The sequence below is a fragment of the Acidovorax sp. IB03 genome (genome assembly GCF_016406015.1).
In the GTDB taxonomy this organism is placed as follows: domain Bacteria; phylum Pseudomonadota; class Gammaproteobacteria; order Burkholderiales; family Burkholderiaceae_C; genus Acidovorax; species Acidovorax temperans.
In genome coordinates, this window is the sequence record NZ_JAEFCH010000006.1 from 73,862 (window position 1) to 92,143 (window position 18,282).

Genomic DNA, 18,282 nt, shown 5'->3' on the forward strand with positions numbered 1-18,282 from the left:
GGGTGTAAAGCCCGCCAGATAAGCGCAAGCAGCTATGTTTTTAATAGCTATTGGACTGCGCAGGCGCAGAGATACCTGGGCCCAGCGGCTGCAGGCGACGCGAACGCCCTCCCGCCAAAGCCGGGCGCCGGCTGGGGGGTTGCGAGAGGGGTGCGGGGGCTTGCGGCCGCCGCAGGGGGTCAGACCAGCAGGAGCAGCCGGTCCAGCGCGATCTTGACGCGCACGTCCTTGTGGGCGACCACGCCGGTGATCTTCCATTGCGGCTGCGATGTGTCGCGGGGGATGAACTCGCCCGTGGGCATGCCCAGGCGGTTGGTGACGATGGCCACGCGCGGGGTGGTGGCGCTGATGCCGCGGCGCAGCACCACGCCCACTTCCTCGCTGGCCAGGCGCACGAAGGCGCCGGGCGGGTACACGCCCAGGCCTTTGACGAGGGCGGCGCCCGCTTCGTCCACCTTGTTTTCCTCGTCGTAATAGCTGGCCTTCATGGCCGCAGTCACGGGCATGGGCCAGCGCGAGGCGCGGGGTGAGATGCGCGCGCCAAACACGTCAGCGCGCTGGATCAGGCGGGCCATTTGCTCGCCTTCTGTCTTTTCGGCGAAGGGGCCGGGCTTGCGGTGGTGGTGGTGGCGCACGGCCTCCAGCCACACCGCGTCGGTCACCCCCAGCTCGCCCAACATCGCGGCCGAGCGGGCGGCGTGGTCTTCCACGGCGGCAATCTGGCGTGCGGTCAGGGGCTGGGATTGCTGTGCGAGCTGGTCTTGCAGCTCGGTCATGGCAATGTTCATGGTCAGGCCCGCAGCGCCCAGGCGGCGCACCTGGGCGGGCGACCACCGCAGCATTTCGCGGGCCACCACCATGCAGACGCAGCTGACCAGCATGGCGTGGGTGCCGCTGTACATGCGGGTTTCCTGGGCCGACAGGAAGATCAGGGCCAGCAAGGTGGCGTCTGGCGCCTGCTCGCAGCGGCGGGCCAGGTCTTCGTGCAGGGCCTGCAGGCGCTCCCGAAAATCCACCGCCCTGGGCGCCCGCAGCACCTGCGTCACGCGCAGTTGCAGCTCGGACCAGTCCAGCGGCCCGCGCTCTTCGCGGTTGCGGGCAGGGGCAGGCGCCGGTGCAGAGGCGCTCATCTTCACAGAGGCCAGCTCGCCCAGCGAGGTTTCTGCCATCAGCATCTGCTGCAAGCGGCCCACGTAGGCGCGGTAGCTGTCGCCGGATTCGTCCACATCCACGCACAGTTGAATGCCCATGCCCGTGATGTCGTTCAACGCTTTGGCATCACTCACCACAAAGCCTTTTTGGGCCAGCAACGCGCCATTGGCGGAACGCAGCGCAAAAGGCAGGGGTTGGCCGAGGGGCACCGACTCGGAATTGATGGGGACGAGGTTCATAGGCGGAGGCCATTATCCCGAGAACTGCAACGGTCAAAAGCTTGCAAACCCCCGGGCTTGCCCTGTAGTTCGGGCCTTCAACGGGCTGCAGGGGTGTCGGCCGACCCTCCCGTCACGCGCCGCCAGAGCTTTCCGAACTTCAGCCCCAGGTCGTCCACCCCGGTGAACACGGCCGGGATGACCAGCAGGCTCAGGAAGGTGGAGGTAATCAGCCCGCCAATCACCGCCACCGCCATGGGCGAGCGAAAGCTGCCGTCGGCCGCGCCCAGCCCCAGGGCAATGGGCATCATGCCCGCGCCCATGGCCAGCGTGGTCATGATGATGGGGCGCGCGCGCTTGTGGCAGGCGTCCATCAGCGCTTCAAAGCGCGTCATGCCCTGCTCGCGCCGCGCCAGGATGGCGTATTCCACCAGCAGAATGGAGTTCTTGGTGGCAATGCCCATGAGCATGATGAGTCCGATCAGTGAAGGCATCGAGAAGCTCTTTTGCGCGATGAGCAGGCCCACGAAGGCACCGCCCAGCGACAGGGGCAGCGCCACCAGGATGGTGGCCGGGTGCAGGAAGTCCTTGAACAGCAGCACCAGCACGATGTAGATGCACAGCACGCCGGTGAGCATGGCCAGGCCAAAGCTGGTGAACAGCTCCTCCATCATCTCGGCATCGCCAATGGTGATCTGGCGCACGCCGGGCGGCAGGTGGGTGATGGAGGGCAGCGCGGCCACGGCCTGCGTCACGTCGCCCAGCGGCTGGCCCGACAGCTCGATCTCGAAGTTCACGTTGCGGGCGCGGTCGTAGCGGTCCACCACGGCGGGGCCACCGCTGAACTCCAGCGTGGCCACCTGCCCCAGCAGCACCGGGCCCTTGGCGCCGGGCACGGGCAGGCGCTCGAGCACCGAGAGGTCCTTGCGCGCATCGTCTTGCAGCTTGACGACGATGGGCACCTGGCGCGAGGCCAGGTTGAGCTTGGGCAGGGCCGTGTCGTAGTCGCCCACGGTGGCAATGCGCAGGGTTTCGGCGATGGCGCTGCTGGTCACGCCCAGGTCGGCGGCGCGGGCAAAGTCGGGGCGCACGGCGATTTCCGAGCGCACCAGGCTGGCGGTGGACGAGATGCTGCCCAGGCCGGGAATGGTGCGCAGGTCTTTCTCTACCGCCAGCGCGGCCGTCTGCAGCGCCTGCGGGTCGTCGCCGGTGAGCACCAGCACGTACTTCTCGCCCGAGCCGCCCAGGCCGACCTTGGTGCGCACGCCGGGCAGGGTCTCCAGCGCGGTGCGGATGTCGGCCTCAATGCCTTGCTTGCGCGGGCGCTCGCCGCGCGCATCGAGCGTGATGGTCAGCGTGGCCTTGCGCGTTTCGGCATTGCTGCCGCCCGCGAACGGGTCCGACCCCGCCGAACCGCCGCCGATGGTGGTGTACACGCTCTTCACATGCGCCACAGCGGCCACGCGCTGGCGCGCGTCTTCGGCCACGCCACGGGTCTGGGCCAGCGTGGCGCCGGGGGGCAGCTCCAGGTACACCTGGGTTTGCGAGTTGTCGTCCGGCGGGATGAAGCCTGTGGGCAGCAGCGGAATGAGTGCCAGCGAACCCACAAAGAACGCAATGGTGGCGGCAAAGGTGATCCAGCGGTGCTGGATGCACCATGCGGCCCAGCGCAGGTAGGTGCCCATCCAGCGCGGGTCGTCGTGGGTGCCGACGATGGGCTTCAAGATGTACGCCGCCATCATGGGCGTGAGCACCCGCGCCACCACCAGGCTGGCAAACACGGCGAGCGACGCCGTCCAGCCAAACTGCTTGAAGAACTTGCCCGCAATGCCGCTCATGAACGCGGTGGGCAAAAACACTGCAATCAGCGTGAAGGTGGTGGCCACCACGGCCAGGCCGATTTCGTCCGCCGCCTCCATCGCGGCCTGGTAAGGCGTTTTGCCCATGCGCAGGTGGCGCACGATGTTCTCGACCTCCACGATGGCGTCGTCCACCAGAATGCCCACCACCAGCGACAGCGCCAGCAGCGTGATCACGTTGATGGAAAAGCCCAGCCACTGCATGCCGATGAACGCCGGAATGACCGACAGCGGCAGCGCCACGGCCGAGACAAACGTGGCCCGCCAGTCGCGCAAAAACAGCCACACCACCACCACGGCCAGCAGCGCACCTTCGTACAGCAGGTGCATCGACCCGTCGTACTCCTCCTGCACAGGCTGAACAAAGTTGAAGGCCTCGGTCACCTCCAGCCCGGGGTGGGCTGCGCGCAATTCGGCCAGCGCCACTTTCACGGCGGCGCCCACTTCCACTTCGCTCGCGCCCTTGCTGCGGGCCACTTCAAAGCCCACCACGGGTTTGCCGTTGAGCAGCGCCAGGGCGCGGGGCTCGGCAATGGTGTCGGTCACGGTGGCCACCTGGTCCAGCCGCAGATGGCGGCCATCAGAAAGGGCCAGGGTCAGGCCCGCCAGCTCTTGCGCGGTCTGCACCGTGGCCAGCGTGCGCACGGGTTGCTCGCTGCCGCCCAGGTCGGTGCGGCCACCCGCGCTTTCGGTTTGCACCAGGCGCAGCTGGCGCGACACATCGGCCGCCGTGGCGCCCAGCGCCTGCAGCTTGAGCGGATCGAGCGCCACATGCACCTGCCGATCCACCCCGCCCACGCGGTTCACGGCGCCCACGCCGGGCACGGTGAGCAGCTTCTTGGCCACGTCGTTGTCCACAAACCACGACAGTGCCTCGTCGTCCATGCGCGGCGAGGCCACGGTGAACGCCAGCACCGGCTGCGCGGCCAGGTCCATCTTGGTGATGATGGGGTCGCGCACATCGCCCGGCAGGTCGGCGCGCACGCGCGCCACGGCCGAGCGCACGTCGTCCAGCGCCTCTTGCGTGGGCTTCTCCAGGCGGAACTCGGCGGTGATGGTGGCGCCGCCGTCTTGCACCTTGGTGTAGATGTGCTTGAGGCCCTGCAGCGTGGCGATGCTGTTTTCGACCTTGCGGGCCACATCGTTTTCGAGCTGGGTGGGCGAGGCACCGGGCAGGCTCACCGTCACCGAGATGGTGGGCAGGTCCATGTCCGGAAAGTTCTGCACCTTCATGGCGTTGAATGCGATCAGGCCGCCGAAGGTCAGCAGCACAAACAGCATCAGCGCCGGTATCGGGTTCTTGATCGACCAGGTAGAGACATTCATGCAAATGCTCCTTATTTACTAGCTGCCTGCGCTTGTGGGGCGGGCGCTGGAGCCTGTTTTGGCTTGGAATCTGCGGCATCGTTGGCCACGCGCACCAGATCGCCATCGTTCAAAAAGCCCGCGCCGCGCACGGCCACGGTGGCGCCCGCGTCCAGCCCGGCGGTGATCTCCACCCGGTCGGCCACGCGGCGGCCGGGCTGCACCTTGCGCTGCTGCACGCGCTGCTGGCCGTCCACCACAAACACGTAGAAAAAGCCATCGCGCACCACCACGGCCTCTTGCGGCACGGTCAGCGCCTGGCCCTCGCCCAGCGCAAAGTCGCCGCGCGCAAACATCCCGGCGCGGATGTCGGGGTTGGCGGGCAAGTCCACGTAGACCAGTGCGTTGCGTGTTTGCGTGTCCACGGTGGGGGCCACCATGCGCACCGTGCCCTCCACCGCCGCGCCGCTGGCGCCGGTGATTTGCACCTTGGCACCGGGTCGGATGCGGGCCAGCTCGGCCTGCGTGACTTCGGCGCGCCACTCCAGTCGGCCCTTGCGCACCATGCGGAACAGCTCGGTGCCCGACGCGACCACGGCGCCCACGGTGGCGGTGCGGGCGGAGATCACACCGCTGTCAGGCGCAAGCACCTGCGTGAACTTCAGCCGCAGCTGCTGTGCGTTGAGCTGTGCACGGGCGGCCTCCACGCGCGCCTTGGCGGTCTGCTCGGCGGTGGTGTATTGCTGGATCTGCTGCTGGCTCAAGGCGCCCGAGGCTTGCAGGCCCCGCGCACGCTCGGCGTTGGCGGCGGCTTCGGCGGCATTGGCCTCGGCTTCCATCACGCTGGCGCGGGCCTGTGCCACGTCGGCCTGCACGGTGTCGGCGGCAAAGGTGGCCAGCACCTGGCCCGCCTTGACCACATCGCCCACGTTCACGTTCACGGCCGTCAGGCGCAGGCCGTTGCTTTCAGCGCCCACGCTGGCCTCCTGCCAGGCGGCCACGTTGCCGTTGGCCGACAGGCGCTGGGGCACGCTGGTGCGCTGGGGTTGCGCCGTGGTCACCGTGAGGGCGGGGCGGGGTTGCGCGGCGGCAGGTTGGTCGGCCGCGCGCGAGGCATCGGTGTGCAGCAGCGCGGCACCGCCGGTCAGCACGCACAGGGCGGCCAGGGCCAGGGCGACGGGAGAGAGTTTGAATGCGGGCATGGGCATCGTCCGTTTCTTCAAAAAGGGGCTCGGGTTTGGGGCGCTCAGAGCGCCGGGGCGGCTGGCGTGTCGTGGGTTGTGCGGTTGGCGGCGTCAAAGCCACCCCCGGCTGCGCGGTACAGCGCCACCCAGGCCGATTGGCGCTCGTGCTGCAAGGCCACCAGCGTGGTCTGCGCAGCCAGCAGCGTGCGGCGGGCGTCTTCCAGCTCCACCAGGCTGGCCAGGCCACCGCGCCAGCGGGCCTCGGTCGCGTCAAACGATGTCTGGTAGCCCTGCACGGCGGCACGGGCGCTGTCGGCGCGCTCGGCGGTGCTTTGCAGGCGCACCAGGGCTTGCTCCACCTCGCTCACGGCCTGGCGCACGCGGCTCTGGTACACGGCCACGGCCTCGTCGTAACGGGCGCGGGCGGCGTCCACCCGGGCCGTGCGGCGGCCACCGTCGAGCAGCGGCAGGCTCAGTGCCAGCGGGCCGAAGGACCAGGTGCTCAGGTCGGTGGTGGTGCCCGCCGTGCGGCTCCAGGCCGTGCCCACGGTGCCGGTGAGCGACAGGCGCGGCCAGCGCTGGGCCTGGGCGTTGCCCACGTCGGCGCTGGCGGCGGCCACTTCGCGCTCGGCGTTGTACACATCGGGCCGCTGCGACACCACCTGCACGGGCAGGGCGGCAATCGTGAAGCGGGCTTCGTCAAACCCCGGCACAGGGGCGGTGGTGATTTGGCTGCGCAGGGCGGGCTCGGGCTCGCCGGTCAGCGCCACCAGGGTCTTGAAGTCCACGTCGCACTGCATGCGCTGCTGGGCCGCACGGGCCGTGGCCTCGGCCGCGCTGGCGCTGGCCAGGGCGGCGGTGGCGGGCGCGGTGAAGCCTGCGCGCTGGCTGTCTTGTGTGAGGCGTGCGGTGGCCTCGCGTGACTGGGCATCGCGCTCTGCCACATCCAGCTGCTGCAGGCAGGTGCGCAGGCTGCTCACTTGCAGCGCCACCTCGGCGGCCACGCTCACGCGGGCCTCGTGCCACAGGGCCTGGGCACCGGCCAGGCGCTCGGTGGCGGCATCGCGCGTGGCCTGGTTAGCGCCGAACAGGTCCATCTCCCACCCCGCCTGCAGCCCGGCCTGGGCGGTGGTGGCGGGCGTGGTCACGGGGGGCGTCACGCCCCGGCTGGCGCTGGCCTGCGCATCCAGCGTGGGCAGCAGGGCAGCGCGGGCGGTGGTCTGCGTGGCGCGGGCCTGTTCCACCCGGCTGCGTGCCTGGGCGAGGCTCGGGCTGATGCGCTGGGCGGATTCGATCAGCCCCACCAGCACCGGGTCATTGGTGTGCGCCCACCAGTCGGTGAGTTGCTGCAACTGCCCGTCGTGCGGCAGCGGGGCCTGCCAGCTGTTGGGGGTGGCGGGTGCCACCTGCGCGGGCGGGCGCGTGGTGGTGCAGGCCGTCAGGGCGGCGGCCAGGGGCAGCAACCACCCCAGGCTGCGCAGTGGGGTAGGGCGCTTGCGGGGCGCGAGGGAGGTGGGTGCGGTCACGGGGCATCTCCGGCTGGGGCCTGGCGGCGGCGGGTTTCGCCAGCAATCAGGTGGTGGGCAAAGTCGATCAGCCTGCGGGTGGTGGCTTGCAGGCATTCGGGGTCGTTCAGCAGTTGCGGTGCCATCTGCTGGATCAGGTCGCGGTGGGCGTAGTACTGCAGTGGCAGGGCCGAGATGGCCAGCGCCAAGCGGTGGATGTCGTCGTCGGGCGCGGGCGCGCCCACGGCCTGGCACAGCAGCCGGATGAGGGTGCTGTGCAGGGGCTTGATTTCGCTGTCCAGCTCCTGCTGCCACAGGCCGGTGGGGTCCAGCATCTCGCGAAAGTGCAGGCGCATGCACAGCTCCACCTGGTCGCCCATGTCCAGCGGGCGCATGAAGCCGGTGAGGAACTGCTCCAGAAAAATGTCCAGCGAATGGCCGTCGGGCCCGGCGTCGGCCTGCAGCGGCCCGCCCAGGGGCTCGGCATAGGCCGCGTTGTACAGGCCCTTCTTGTCGCCAAAGTAGTAGCTGATGAGGGCGGTGTTGGCCCCCGCCGCTTCGGCAATCTGGCGGATGGAGGTCTTGGCAAACCCGTGTTCGGCAAACAGCCGCAGCGCGGCGCTGAGCAGCCGTGCGCGCGAGTCGGCCGCGTCGGGCGTGGCAGGGGAAGGGTGGGGGGCTGGAACCATGGTGCGGGATTACACCACGGGTTAATCAATTGATTAATTAAATTTTTGTGTCAGAACGCTGCGGTGGTGTTGCAGCGCATTGGGCACGCCCGATGGCCCTGCGCTTGCAGGACGCCGCCGCGTGGGTGGGTAGGGCTGCGGGCATGGCACAGCGCCGCCGGGGGCAGCCTGGCTTGCCGCCAGCCTTGCGGCTGTGACCAGATGCCGCAGAGTGTGTGCTATCAAAAAAGTAGCTGCTGGCGCTTATCCATTAAGCGCCAGCAGCCATTTTGGCTTGAGGTGTAGCAGCCTCAGTGCCCGGCCCCGAACACTGCCTGCCACAGCGCCAGCACGGCATCGCGCTCGGCTTGCAGGGCAGGGGGCTCGACCTGGGTGGGGGCTTCGTCCAGCCGTGCGCGGTGTTGCACGCGGCGCAGTTCGCGGTAGGCGTTGGCGGCGGCGTGGCCCACGCCTGCGGGCAGCAGGCCCACTTGCTCGGCCCGTTCCAGCAGGGCGATGTTGCCCAGGTTGCCGCGCAGCTCGGGGTGGGCGCCAGATTGCGACAGCACCAGGTACTGCACGGCAAATTCGGCATCGACCATGCCGCCCGGGCTGTGCTTGACCTCAAACATGCCGCTGGGCACCGGATGTGCGGAGCGCACGCGCTCGCGCATGGTGACGATCTCCTCCTTGAGCGCGCTGGCATCGCGGGCCGAGGTGATGACGGCTTCGCGCACCGCATCAAAGCGGGCCTGCAGCTCGGGGCTGCCCAGCACGAAGCGGGCACGGGTCATGGCCTGGTGTTCCCAGGTCCAGGCGGTGTTGCTGCCGCGCTGCTGCTGGTAGTTGGCATAGGCATCAAAGCTGGTCACCAGCAGGCCCGAGTTGCCGTTGGGCCGCAGCGCGGTGTCGATCTCGTACAGGTCGCCCTCGCCGGTTTTGACGGTGAGCCAGTTGATGAGCTTGCGCACAAAGGCGGCATACACCTCGGGGGCGCGCTCGTCGTCGTCGTCGAACACAAAGACGATATCCAGGTCGCTGCCGTAGCCCAGCTCTTTGCCGCCCAGCTTGCCGTAGCCAATGATGCCGAACTGCGGCACCTCGCGGTGGCGGTTTTTCAGGCGGTTCCAGCACCATTGGGTGGTGATGCGCAGCACGCTGTCGGCCAGGGCGCTCAGGTCGTCGGCCACTTGCTCGACGGTGATGCGCCCGCCCACGTCGCGCGCCAGGGTGCGGAAGGTTTCGGCGTGCTGGGCACGGCGCAGCAGGTTCAGCAGGGTTTCGTCGTCGTCTTCGCCGGTGGACTGCAGCGACTTGAGCCGCTGGGCCAGTTCGCGCTCAAAGTCGGCCACCACAAAGCGCTCGGCCATCAGCGCGTCGCCCACCAGCTCGTCGATCACGCCGGGGTGCTGCAGCAGGTAGCGGGCGGGCCATTTGGCGGCGCCCAGCAGGGCCAGCAGTTGCTGGTGCACGGGGGGGCGCTCCAGCAGCAGGGCCAGGTAGCTTTCGCGGCGCATCAGGGGTTCGAGCCAGTTGGTCAGGCGCCCGGCAGCCTCCAGGCTGCAGCGGCCTTCGCCCAGCCACTGGGCGGTGCGCTGCACGATGCGGAACAGCCGCGCGCGGGCCTCGTCGCGCAGGTTGGCCACGCGCGGGTTGTTGCGCCACTCGGCCACGCGTGCGCGAAAGTCTTCGGGCAGTTGTTCCAGCAGGCTTTCCAGCTCGGGCGGTGGCGGAGCCGATGCCTTGGGGCCGCCGCAGCCGCCGCCGCTGCACTGCTTTTTCTCGTTGCCGCCCAGCAGGGTGTCGAATTCTTGCGCCACCAGCTCGCGGTGGGCGTCCAGCTCGTGCAAAAAGGCGCAGCAGTCAGGGTAGCCCATGGTGCTGGCAATCCAGGCCAGGTCGTCGTCGCGCGTGGGCAGCACATGGGTCTGCTGGTCGTCCAGGTACTGGATGCGGTGCTCCACCTGGCGCAAGAAAACGTAGGCGCGGGCCATGGCGTCGGCCGTTTCCTGCGGCATCAGCCCGGCTTGGGCCAGGCGCTGCAGGGCCTCCAGCGTGGGGCGGCGGCGCAGTTCGGGGAACTGGCCCCCGCGCACCACCTGCAAGAGCTGTACGGTGAATTCAATCTCGCGGATGCCGCCGCGCGAGAGCTTCACATCGTTGGCACGCTCGGGGTGGCCCGCGCTGCGCTTGGCGGCGTGGTCGCGGATCTGGCGGTGCAGCGAACGCAGCGCATCAAACACGCTGTAGTCCAGGTAGCGGCGGAACACAAACGGCAACACCACCCCGCGCAGGGCCTGTACCTCGGGGCTGCCAATGCAGCTCGTGGGGGCCACGACGCGGCTCTTGAGCCAGGCAAAGCGCTCCCACTCGCGGCCTTGCACCTGCAAATATTCTTCCAGTGCCGACAGCGAGATGGCTGCCGGGCCGGAGTTGCCGTTGGGCCGCAGGGCCAGGTCCACGCGGAAGACAAAGCCGTGCTCGGTGGTGTCGCCCACCAGGCTGTAGATGGCCTTGACGGCGCGGGCGAAGTATTCGTGGTTGGAGATGCGGCCCCGGCCGCCCTCGATGCCTGCGGTGTCGCCGTCGTGCTCATACACATAGATCAGGTCAATGTCGCTCGACACGTTCAGCTCGCGCGCCCCCAGCTTGCCCATGCCGATGATCCACAACTGCACCGGCTCGCCCTGCGGGCCCTGGGGCGCGCCGTGGCGGCTGTCCAGCTCTTCGCGGGCGTGGCGGCAGGCGTGGTCCAGGGCCAGTTCGGCCAGCTCGGTCACAGCGCGGGTGATGTCGCCCAGGGGCGCACGCGCTTCGCAGTCCAGGCGGATGAGCCGCTCCATGACCAGTTGCCGCACCGTGCGCAGGGCGCTGGCCATGTCCACACCCCGCGCGCGCAGGGCGGCCATGGCCTCTTCCATCGTGGCCCGGGTGGGTGCGCCCGGCGGCAGCAGGGCCAGGTCCTGCCCATAGCGGCGGTGCAGCCGCTGGAAAAAGCGCGAATGCTCGGCCTGCCCGTCACTGGGAGCAATGGTGGCGCAGGGGGAAAGGGCGGAGGCAATGTTCTGCATGGCAGGCGCGGCGATCGAAGAAGGCGGAAGGCTGGGGGTGGAACACGTCAGGCTCAACAAGGCCTGCAGGCCGGGCGCAAAGTGCCGGTCAGGGGTGGCAGTACGGGCGTAACAGGGGCTAACACGCTGGCAAAAACCTTGCGGAACCGAGCCCCTGGGGGCGGGTCATAATTCCGGCCACCTTCACGCGCAACATGACCGAATCGACCCCTCGCCCCACCCGCTTGCTCAAAATCGTGGCTGGGTTTGCGCGTTGGTCTTTGGGATTGATGCTGGCCCTGTGGTTGTTGCTGGCCATGGCCTGGGGTGCCCTTCATGGCTGGATTGTGCCGCGAATCGGCGAGTTTCGCCCTCAGATCGAGGCGCAAGCCACGCGGGCATTAGGGGTGGCCGTTCGCATCGGCGAAATCTCGGCCCGTTCCGAGGGGTTGATCCCCTCCATCGAACTGCTGGATGTGGCGCTGCTGGACGGCGAAAACCGGGCCGCGCTGCGCCTGCCCCGCGTGGTGGTGTCGTTGTCGCCGCGCTCGCTGCTGCACTGGGGTTTTGAGCAGCTGTATATCGCCTCGCCCGATCTGGACATTCGCCGCGCTGCTGATGGCCGGATTTTTGTGGCCGGCCTGCCCATCTCGCAGGGCACCGGCGACAGCAGTGCGGCCACCGACTGGCTGTTTTCACAAGGCGAGGTGGTGATCCGCGAGGGCACCGTGCGCTGGAACGACGAGATGCGCGGCGCCCCCGAGCTGTCGCTGCAGAAGGTGGATGTGGTGCTGCGCAACGGCAACTGGCGCCACAGCCTGCGCGTGGACGCCACGCCCCCCGAGGCCTGGGGCGACCGCTTCACGCTGGTGGGCATGTTCCGCGCGCCGCTGCTGCGGGTGCGTGACAGCAATTGGCAGCACTGGAACGGGCAGTTGTTTGCCCATTTCTCGCGGGTGGATGTCTCGCGCCTGCGCCACCATGCCGATGTGGGCATTGACGTGGCGCGCGGCCGGGGTGCCCTGCGGGCCTGGGCCGATGTGCAGCGCGGCCAGATCGTGGGCGGCACGGCCGACCTGGCGCTGGCCGACGTGCACGCCACCCTGGGCGCGGGGTTGCAGGCGCTGCAGTTGCCCTCCATCGAAGGCCGCCTGGGGGGGCGCCGCCTGCAGGGGGGCTTTGAATTTTCCACCCAGGGGCTGCAATTTGTGGCCGACGATGGCCTGCACTGGCCGGGTGGCAACCTCAAGCTGCAATACACCGAGGCTTCTGGCAAGGCGCCTGCGCAAGGCGAGTTCCGTGCCGACAAGCTGGACCTGGCCGCGCTGGCCCAGATTGCCAGCCGCCTGCCCCTGTCTTCCGCAGCCCACGATGCCATTGCCACCTATGCGCCCCAGGGCATGGTGCAGGAAATCCAGGCCACCTGGAAAGGGCCGCTCGACGCCCTGCAGCAATACCAGGTGCGGGGGCAGGTGCAGGGCCTCACGCTGGCCGGGGCCGCCCCGAAAGAGGCGAACCGTACGCTGGGCTTGCGCAACGCCAACGCGGAATTTGACCTGAACCAGGCCGGCGGCAAGGCCACGCTGGCCATCGAGGCCGGTGCCCTGGTGCTGCCCGGCGTGTTTGAAGACCCCGTGCTGCCGCTGGACGAATTCGGCGCCAATGTGCGCTGGCAGCTGGAGGGCGAGCGCATTGCGGTGCAGGCCAGCGACATCCACTTTGCCAATGCCGATGCCCAGGGCCAGGCCCGCGTGTCGTGGCACACCAGCGACCCTGCCCGCGTGGCGCATGGCTCGCGCTTTCCCGGGGTGCTGGATTTGTCGGGTGCGCTCACCCGGGCCGATGGCACGAGGGTGCACCGTTACCTGCCGCTGAGCATTCCGGCCGAGTCGCGCCGCTATGTCGAGCAGGCGGTGGTGGCGGGGGTGGCCAGCCATGTGGATTTCAAGGTCCGGGGCGACCTGCACGAGATGCCCTTCAACGACCCCAAGCGGGGCGACTTCCGCATCGCCGCGAAGGTGAAGGACGTGACCTATGCCTACGTGCCGCCCAGCCTGCAGCCGAACGAAGCGTTGCGCTGGCCGGCACTCACGCAGCTGGCGGGTGAGCTGATCTTTGAGCGCTCGTCCATGCAGGTGAAGGGGGCGACAGGCACCTTCATGGGGCTGCCGCAAACGCGCCTGACCAAGGTGGAGGCGCAGATTCCCAACCTGGATCGCACCGTGGTGGGGGTGAACGCCGAGGCGCGGGGGCCGCTGTCTGAGATGCTGGGCCTCATGGCCACCTCGCCCCTGGCGCGCATGACCGGCAACGCCCTGGCCCAGGCCAGCGGCACGGGCAATGCCGAGCTGCAATTGCGGCTGAGCCTGCCGATCAGCGAAATTGACAAATCCAAGGTGCAGGGCAGCGTGACGCTGGCGGGCAACGAGGTGCGCATCACCCCCGACACGCCCGCCCTGAGCAGCGCGCGGGGCGTGGTGCAGTTTTCTGACACCGGCTTCACCCTGAGCGGTGTGCAAGCCCGCGCGCTGGGCGGCGATGTGCGGCTGGAAGGCGGCATGCGCGCCCTGCCCGCCGGGGCGCCGCCGTCGGAGGCCGCCATCCAGCTGCGCGCGCAAGGCGTGGCCACAGCCCAGGGGCTGCAGCAAACCCCTTCACTGGGGTTTGTGTCGCAACTGGCGCAAAACGCCACCGGCAGCGCCCCCTACAGCCTGGCGCTGTCGTTCCGCCGGGGGGTGCCCGAGCTGCAGGTCAACACCACCCTGCAGGGCATGGCACTGGACCTGCCCGCGCCCCTGGGCAAGACGGCCGATGCCCAGCAACCCCTGCGCTATGAACAAATGGTGGCGCGCGAATCCCTGGTGCCCGTCGCTGCCGGGGCCACGCCGCCGCCGCTGCGCGACCAGGTGACGCTGGACCTGGGCAGCATCGGCTCGGCCACTTACCTGCGCGATTTGGCAGGCCCCCAGCCCCGGGTGCTGCGCGGCTCGATGGGCGTGGGCCTGTCGGCCGGTGAATCTGCGCCGGTGGTGGCCGAGGGCGTGGCCGCCAACATCCGGCTGGGCCGGGTGGATGTGGATGCGTGGGAGCGTCTGTTGAGCCAGTCCACCCGCGCACCCGGCAGTGCTGCGGGTGGGGCTGCTGGCGGTGCACGCCCCGGCGCCACCGCCGTGATGGGCCCCGGCCCGGCTCCGTCGCCGGCCATGGACTACCTGCCCAACGTGGTGGCCCTGCGCGCCACCGAGCTGTCGGCCCAAGGCCGCACCCTGCACAACCTGGTGGCCGGTGGGCTGCGCGAAGGCAACCTGTGGCGTGCCAACCTGGACGCCTCTGAACTCAACGGCTACGTGGAGTTTCGCCAGCCCACATCGGGCGACATGGGCAATGGCCGCCTGTTTGCGCGCCTGTCGCGCCTGAGCATGCCGCAGAGTGAAGCCACGCAGGTGGAGAACCTGCTGGCCGAGCAACCGGGCTCGCTGCCTGCAGTGGACGTGGTGGTGGACGACTTCGAGCTGCGCGGCCGCAAGCTCGGGCGCATTGAGATCGAAGCCCAGAACCGCAGCGCCGAAGGGGCCCAGCGCGAATGGCGCCTGGGAAAGTTCAACATCACCACGCCTGAAGCCACCCTGACCGCCACGGGCAACTGGGCCTTGCTGAGCCGTGCCCGGGGCGTGGCCGAGCCGCGCAGCCCCGAGCGGCGCACGGCGCTGAACTTCAAGCTCGACATCCGTGACTCGGGCGACCTGCTGGCGCGGTTTGGCATGGTTAACGTAGTGCGGCGAGGCAAAGGGCGCATGGAAGGGCAGGTGGGCTGGATCGGCGCGCCGTTCAGCCCCGACTTTCGCACCATGGCCGGGCAGATCAGCATCAACATCGAATCGGGGCAGTTTCTGAAGGCTGACCCGGGCCTGGCCAAGCTGCTCAGTGTGCTCAGCCTGCAGTCCCTGCCGCGCCGCCTCTCGCTCGATTTCCGGGATGTGTTCAGCGAAGGCTTCGCGTTCGATTTTGTGCGCGGCGACATGCTGATCGACCAGGGCGTGGCCTCCACCAACAACCTGCAGATGAAGGGCGTGAACGCTGCCGTGCTGATGGAAGGCAAGGCCGACATCGAGAAGGAAACCCAGGACCTGCGTGTGGTGGTGGTGCCCGAGATCAACGCCATGACGGCATCGCTGGTGGCCACAGCCATCAACCCGGTGGTGGGGCTGGGCAGTTTCCTGGCGCAGGTGTTCTTGCGCGGCCCGCTGATCGAGGCTGCCACGCAGGAGTTCCACATTGACGGGGGCTGGGCCGACCCCCGCGTGGTGCGCGTGCCCCGCCGCGGCCGCGAGGCCACGGCACCCGCGCAAGGTGCCAGCGGTTCCGGCCCCGCAGCGCCAGGGCCGCAAAATGCCACGCCTGAGCCCCCTCGCACCGGAGACCCCTCATGATGAAAGTCGCTGCGATCCAGATGGTGTCTGGCCCCCGGCCTGAGGAAAACCTGGCCACCGCCCGCGGTCTGCTGGAACAGGCGGCGCAAGCCGGTGCCGAACTGGCCGTGCTGCCCGAGTACTTCTGCGCCATGGGCCTGCGCGATACCGACAAGCTTGCCTACCAGGAGAGCTTTGGCGAGGGCCCCATCCAGAGCTTCCTGGCCCGCACCGCGCGCGAACTGGGGTTGTGGATTGTGGGCGGCACCCTGCCCCTGCGCACCACCGACCCCCAGCGCGTGCGCAACACCACGCTGGTGTTTGCGCCAGATGGCCGCTGCGTGGCCCGCTACGACAAGATCCACCTCTTCTGGTTTGACAACGGACGCGAGCAGTTCCATGAAGGCCGCGTGATCGAAGCGGGCGACAACGCTCCGGTGCAGTTTGATCTGCCCGCGCGCGACGGCCACCGCTGGCGCGTGGGCTTGTCGGTGTGCTACGACCTTCGTTTTCCCGAGCTGTTCCGCGCCCATGCCCGCGCGGGTGCGGATGTGTTGCTGGTGCCCAGCGCCTTCACCCATGTCACTGGTCAGGCGCACTGGGAAGTGCTGCTGCGCGCCCGCGCCATCGAAAACCTGGCTTACGTGGTGGCGCCCGCCCAGGGCGGTGTGCACGAAAACGGCCGCCACACCTGGGGCCAGTGCCTGGTGGCCGACCCCTGGGGCCAGGTGCTGGCGCAGCAGGCCCAGGGCCCCGGCGTGGTGCTGGCGGACCTGGATCCCGAGCGGCTGCGCAGCGTGCGCCAGCAGTTGCCGGCACTCACACACCGCGTTTTATGAGCACCATTTCGCGCGCCATCTGGCGCCGCTGGCGCAGCGCGTGGCGGCGCTGGTCGCTGTGGACAGCATTGATCGCCCTGGTGGTGTCCATGCTGGTCACCATGGTGTGGCTCGCGGGGCGGTACGAAGCCAGCCAGGTGCAAACGCGGCTGGAGCGTGATGCGGCCGATGCCGTCTCTGATGTGCGCGTGGCGCTGAACCGCAACCTGCAGAGCCTGCAGGCCCTGCACGCGTCTGACCCCGGCCTGCTGGCGTGGGAGGTGGAGGCGGCCGAACTGCTGCGCCTGCAGCGCGAACTGGTGCGCCTTGAATGGCGCGACAACGCCATGCGCCTGCGCACCCATGTGCAAACGCCCTACCGCGCCCTGATGTGGGACCGGGGCATGCGCGAGAACAGCCATTCGGAAGCCAACCAGGCGTGCAGCACCGCGCGGCGCCTCAGCGCCCCTGCGTATTCCGGCAGTTACTACCAGCCTCACGCAGACGGGCTCGGCTCGGAGCTGATGGAGCTGTGCCTGCCGCTGAGCGTCAACGGGCGTGCATCGGGCTTTTTGATCGCCACCTATTCGCTGCAATCGGTACTGGCCGACATGGTGGGGGCCAGCCTCACGCGCAGCCAGGAAGCCTCTTTCACCGAACCCGACGGCACCCGGCTGGCCGTGCTGGGCGCCTCGCGCCGGGGCACGCGCATGTTCACCGCGCAGCAGCTGCTGGACCTGCCGGGCACCACGCTGGTGTTGCGCCTGGACACCTGGCACACCGCGCCCAGCGTGTTCCCGAATGTGCTCACGGCCCTGGTCACGGCCATGTCGATCGCACTGGTCACGGTGGTGGGCGTGCTGGTGCGCGACAACCGACGCCGCCTGCGCGCCGAGCGCGACCTGGGCGATGCGCTGGCGTTTCGCAAGGCCATGGAAGACTCGCTGGTCACCGGCCTGCGCGCCCGTGACCTGCAAGGGCGCATCACCTACGTCAACCCCGCGTTCTGCGAGATGGTGGGCTTCACGGCGCAAGAGTTGCTGGGCTACAGCACCACCGCCCCCGCCTCGGCCCCGTACTGGCCGCCGGAACGGGTGGAGGAATACCGCCAGCGCCAGGCCCACCGCTTTGCCGGCAGCGTGCCGCCACGGGAGGGGTTTGAGTCCGAATTCATGCGCAAGGATGGAACGCGCTTTCCGGTGCTGATCATCGAGGCCCCGCTCATCAACGCCCAGGGCCTGCACACCGGCTGGATGAGCGCGTTTCTGGACATCAGCGAACAGCGCCGGGTGGAAGAGCTTTCGCGCGCCTCGCAAGAGCGCCTGCAGGCCACGGCCCGCCTGGCCACGGTGGGTGAGATGGCCTCGCTGCTCAGTCATGAGCTGAACCAGCCGCTGGCGGCCATCTCCAGCTATGCCACGGGTTCGCTGAACCTGCTGGAGTCGGTGTCCGGCGACCAGCCGGTGCCCTCAAGCCAGGACCTGGAAGACGTGCGCATGGCCATGCGCCAGATTGCGCGCCAGGCCGAGCGGGCGGGCCGCGTCATCAAGAGCGTGCATGACTTTGTGCGCCGCCGTGACCAGGCCCGCGAAGCCGTGCCCGCCCAGCAACTCATCGAGGCCATCTGGCCGCTGGTGAACCTGCAGGCCCGCAAGCTGGGCGTGAGCGTGCGTACCTCGGTCGAGCCCGACCTGCCCCCCGCGCTGTGCGACCGCACGATGGTGGAGCAGGTGCTGCTCAACCTGGCGCGCAACGCCATGCAGGCCATGGACGACCCCACCATCGCCCCCCGCGTGCTGGACATCCGCGTGCGGCGTGCAGCGTCCAAAGGGCACAGCGGGTGGCTGGAGTTTTCGGTGGCGGATGGCGGCAGCGGCATCCCGGAAGATGTGGCCAAGAAGCTGTTCACCCCGTTCTTCACCACACGCCCCGAGGGCATGGGCCTTGGGCTGAGCATGTGCCGCACGGTGGTGGAGCAGCACGGCGGGTACTTTGGGTTCGCGCCGAACGAGCCGCGTGGTACGGTATTCACTTTCACCCTGCCGGTCAAAATATGACATTCCCGGCGCGGGCTGCGCTGGCGTTCGAGTGGGCGTAACGAACGCAACACCCTC

Annotated in this window: 9 protein-coding genes; 3 read left to right on the forward strand and 6 right to left on the reverse strand. The window is 68.9% G+C overall.

The window, feature by feature from the left end; all coding sequences use genetic code 11:
- Positions 1-179: 179 nt before the first annotated feature.
- The 6 genes from IHV84_RS05315 to glnE all read right to left on the reverse strand — a co-directional run bounded on the left by IHV84_RS05315 (position 180) and on the right by glnE (position 10,962).
- Positions 180-1,391: an HD-GYP domain-containing protein gene (locus IHV84_RS05315; RefSeq protein ID WP_198846109.1), complete on the reverse strand. Its 1,212-nt coding sequence runs from the start codon at positions 1,389-1,391 to the stop codon at positions 180-182.
- Between the two features lie 77 nt (positions 1,392-1,468).
- Complete coding sequence (locus IHV84_RS05320) at positions 1,469-4,555, reverse strand: efflux RND transporter permease subunit (RefSeq protein ID WP_198846110.1); 3,087 nt, start codon at positions 4,553-4,555, stop codon at positions 1,469-1,471.
- Positions 4,556-4,566: 11 nt separating this feature from the next.
- Positions 4,567-5,736, reverse strand: a complete 1,170-nt coding sequence (locus IHV84_RS05325; RefSeq protein WP_198846111.1) for an efflux RND transporter periplasmic adaptor subunit — start codon at positions 5,734-5,736, stop codon at positions 4,567-4,569.
- Between the two features lie 44 nt (positions 5,737-5,780).
- Entirely contained in the window at positions 5,781-7,199 is a 1,419-nt protein-coding gene (locus tag IHV84_RS05330; RefSeq protein WP_370541205.1) for an efflux transporter outer membrane subunit, read from the reverse strand.
- A 41-nt stretch (positions 7,200-7,240) separates the two neighbouring features.
- On the reverse strand, positions 7,241-7,912 hold the full coding sequence (locus tag IHV84_RS05335) for a CerR family C-terminal domain-containing protein (RefSeq protein WP_198846113.1): 672 nt from the start codon (positions 7,910-7,912) through the stop codon (positions 7,241-7,243).
- A 290-nt stretch (positions 7,913-8,202) separates the two neighbouring features.
- The gene (glnE, locus tag IHV84_RS05340; RefSeq protein ID WP_198846114.1) at positions 8,203-10,962 is read right to left on the reverse strand and encodes a bifunctional [glutamate--ammonia ligase]-adenylyl-L-tyrosine phosphorylase/[glutamate--ammonia-ligase] adenylyltransferase; all 2,760 of its coding nucleotides are present in this window, start codon (positions 10,960-10,962) and stop codon (positions 8,203-8,205) included.
- 194 nt (positions 10,963-11,156) lie between these two features.
- On the opposite strand from glnE, the gene IHV84_RS05345 reads away from it, so the two are divergent.
- The 3 genes from IHV84_RS05345 to IHV84_RS05355 are packed head-to-tail and all read left to right on the forward strand — an operon-like array spanning position 11,157 to position 18,225.
- The gene (locus tag IHV84_RS05345) at positions 11,157-15,371 is read left to right on the forward strand and encodes a YhdP family protein (protein ID WP_198846115.1); all 4,215 of its coding nucleotides are present in this window, start codon (positions 11,157-11,159) and stop codon (positions 15,369-15,371) included.
- Complete coding sequence (locus IHV84_RS05350) at positions 15,371-16,189, forward strand: carbon-nitrogen hydrolase family protein (RefSeq protein WP_198846164.1); 819 nt, start codon at positions 15,371-15,373, stop codon at positions 16,187-16,189. Before IHV84_RS05345 ends, IHV84_RS05350 begins: the two co-directional genes overlap by 1 nt.
- Complete coding sequence (locus tag IHV84_RS05355; RefSeq protein WP_198846116.1) at positions 16,186-18,225, forward strand: ATP-binding protein; 2,040 nt, start codon at positions 16,186-16,188, stop codon at positions 18,223-18,225. The genes IHV84_RS05350 and IHV84_RS05355 overlap by 4 nt, the downstream gene beginning before the upstream one ends.
- Positions 18,226-18,282: the final 57 nt, after the last annotated feature.

Excerpts from the sequence above, each read along its gene's own strand:
- IHV84_RS05315 (WP_198846109.1), bottom strand. The coding sequence starts at position 1,391 with ATGAACCTCGTCCCCATCAATTCCGAGTCGGTGCCCCTCGGCCAACCC.
- IHV84_RS05320 (WP_198846110.1), bottom strand. The coding sequence starts at position 4,555 with ATGAATGTCTCTACCTGGTCGATCAAGAACCCGATACCGGCGCTGATG.
- IHV84_RS05325 (WP_198846111.1), bottom strand. The coding sequence starts at position 5,736 with ATGCCCGCATTCAAACTCTCTCCCGTCGCCCTGGCCCTGGCCGCCCTG.
- IHV84_RS05335 (WP_198846113.1), bottom strand. The coding sequence starts at position 7,912 with ATGGTTCCAGCCCCCCACCCTTCCCCTGCCACGCCCGACGCGGCCGAC.
- glnE (WP_198846114.1), bottom strand. The coding sequence starts at position 10,962 with ATGCAGAACATTGCCTCCGCCCTTTCCCCCTGCGCCACCATTGCTCCC.
- IHV84_RS05345 (WP_198846115.1), top strand. The coding sequence starts at position 11,157 with ATGACCGAATCGACCCCTCGCCCCACCCGCTTGCTCAAAATCGTGGCT.
- IHV84_RS05350 (WP_198846164.1), top strand. The coding sequence starts at position 15,371 with ATGAAAGTCGCTGCGATCCAGATGGTGTCTGGCCCCCGGCCTGAGGAA.
- IHV84_RS05355 (WP_198846116.1), top strand. The coding sequence starts at position 16,186 with ATGAGCACCATTTCGCGCGCCATCTGGCGCCGCTGGCGCAGCGCGTGG.